1 protein-coding gene is annotated in these 2,559 nt (G+C 69.9%); it reads left to right on the top strand.

Annotated elements, in window-relative coordinates:
* Positions 1-2,369 (top strand): multicopper oxidase domain-containing protein (locus I0Q12_RS27385; RefSeq protein ID WP_197256557.1); only part of this gene is annotated, 2,369 nt, incomplete at its 5' end.
* Between the last annotated feature and the right edge of the window lie 190 nt (positions 2,370-2,559).

Raw genomic sequence — 2,559 nt, 5'->3', positions numbered from 1 at the left:
CCGACAGCGCCCGCGGACCGCAGCTCGTGAAGATCTACCTGCTCAACGCGGGCATCGTCGTCACCGTCGCCGGTGTCCTCACAGGGTGGTTCCCGGCCACGCTCGTCGGTGCTGTCCTCGTCGGCGCGATGCTCGCGTGGCATGCCGTCGCACTTCTGCTGCTGATCCGGCAGGCCCAACGAGTACGGGCCCTGGACGGTGAGGAACCCGCCCTGCACGCCCAGAGTGTGTGGTTCCTCGTCGCATCCTCGGCGTTGCTGCCGGTCGGCGCCGGATTCGGTGCCGCTCTCGCCTACGGGCAGACCGACAGCACCCAGGCCGGGTTCCTGCTCGCCCACCAGGCGATGAACCTGCTCGGCTTCCTCGGCCTGGCCGCCGCCGGAGTGCTGACGGTGATGTACCCGAACCTGATCGGCATGGACGCCACCGGGGCGCGGCGACGAGCGGATGCGCGGTCAGGGCGCCGACGAGGAGCACGGCGATACCGGCGAGCAGGACCACGAGTGCGACGGGTCGTCGCCGCGGCAGGCTGCGCGCTCTACCTCGCCGGATGGGTCGTCGTCGCCGGTCCGCTGCTGCGCGGAGCCGTGTCGCACCCTCCCACCGGGTTCGCGGCCGCCTCGATCACCGCGGCGATGCTGTGGCTGCTCGGGTCGCTGCTGAGTCTGACGATCGTGCTCGCGACCGGTCCCATGACCCCGGACCGCGCCACCCTGATGACCGTCCCGTTCCTGGCGGGTTTCGCGGCACAGTTGCTGTTCGGGGTGATGAGCCACCTGCTGCCCACACTGATGGGTGGCGGGCCGGCTGTCGTCGGCGCCGGCGTCGACAAGATGAACCGCTGGTGGGTGTGGCGGCTCGTCGTCGTCAACGTCGGGTTGCTGCTGTTCCTGCTGCCGCTCGCGAGCTGGATGCGGGTGGGCGTGTCCGCGATCGTCATGCTCGCGTTCGTGCTGTTCCTGCCCATCATGGTCACCAGCGCCAAAGCCTCGATGGCGGGACGCCGCGCCGTGATGTCGGGCAAGGCTCCGGCCGAGTACACACCCGCACCGCAGCACCGCGGGTTGCAGGCCACCGCGGCCCTCGCATGCCTCGCGCTCGTCGCCGCCGTCACGTCGGGGATCGGCGGCGCCGGTCTCGGATCCGCGGACGTCTCCGCGGGCGTGACCGCGACCGGCAACACCACCGAAGTGCAGGTCCAGATGGTGGGGATGCGCTTCGTCCCCGACCGCATCTCGGTGCCGGCCGGCGACCGACTGGTCCTCACCGTCACCAATTCCGACGATCAGGTCCACGACCTGGTGCTGTCCTCCGGCCACGACAGCGGCCGGATCGGGTCGGGCCAGACCGCGACCGTGGAGGTCGGGGTCGTGGGCACCGACATCGACGGGTGGTGTTCGATCGTCGGGCACCGACAGCAGGGGATGGTCCTGAACATCACCGCGGACGGCGCCTCGGGCGGCGGTGCAGGCGTGCACGATCACGGCTCGGGCGGTGCCCCGGCCGTCGATCTCGCGATCGCCCCGGGCGACGACTTCGTCGCCCGCGATCCGGTGCTCGCGCCGGCACCGGGCGGCACGACCCACCGCTACACGTTCGAGGTCACCGAGGTTCCCGGCGACTACGCGGTCGGTGCGCCCCAGACCATGTGGACCTACAACGGGCGGCCGATGGGCCCGACGCTGCGAGGACGGCTGGGCGACGTCTTCGAGATCACGCTGGTCAACAACGGGGCCATGGGGCACTCCATCGATTTCCACGCCGGAACGGTCGGGCCGGACGAGCCGATGCGCACCATCGAGCCCGGCGAGCAACTCGTCTACCGGTTCCGTGCCGAGCACACCGGAATCTGGTTGTACCACTGCGCAACCGCGCCGAACATGCCCGCGGCGATGTGCACGGCCATCGGCGCGGTCGTGATCGACCCGCCGAGCCTCGCGCCGGTCGACGCCGAGTATCTCGTGGTGCAGTCGGACGTGTATCTCGGCGACGGCGAGGTCGACGCGGACAAGGTCACCGCGGCGACGCCGGATCTGGTGGTGTTCAACGGTTTCGCGGACCAGTACGTGCACCGGCCGCTGCACGCGAAGGTCGGCGACCGGATCCGCATCTGGGTGCTCGACGCCGGTCCGGCCGAGAACATCTCTTTCCACGTCGTCGGAAGCCAGTTCGACACCGTGTACAAGGAGGGCGCGTATCTGTTGCGTCCGGGCGACCCCGATCGCGGCGGGGCCCAGGTGCTCGATCTGGCCGTCGCGCAGGGTGGATTCGTCGAAATGGAGTTCCTCGAACCCGGTACCTACACCTTCCTCAACCACCGGATGTTCGACGCCGAACGCGGCGCGAAGGGCAAGATCGTCGTCGAGTGACGGTTCCGCCACCGGCAGTTGCTCGTCACCGCAAATGCTCACGGATTCGGAATCTGCCCACTCCACACAGCGTGGGCGGATTCGAACCCGGCGCGAGGATCGGTGGCGGGCCGGCCGTTTTCCCGCAGGGCCACCGGGGTACGCGTGGCCGCGGCGGTCCCGGAAGCTCTCGGCGACCCCGATCTGGTGC

It is taken from the genome of Rhodococcus sp. CX (assembly GCF_015865005.1).
Taxonomy (GTDB): domain Bacteria; phylum Actinomycetota; class Actinomycetes; order Mycobacteriales; family Mycobacteriaceae; genus Rhodococcus.
Note: the sequence above shows the minus strand (reverse complement) of the source record. Positions and strands in the feature narration are given on the sequence as shown.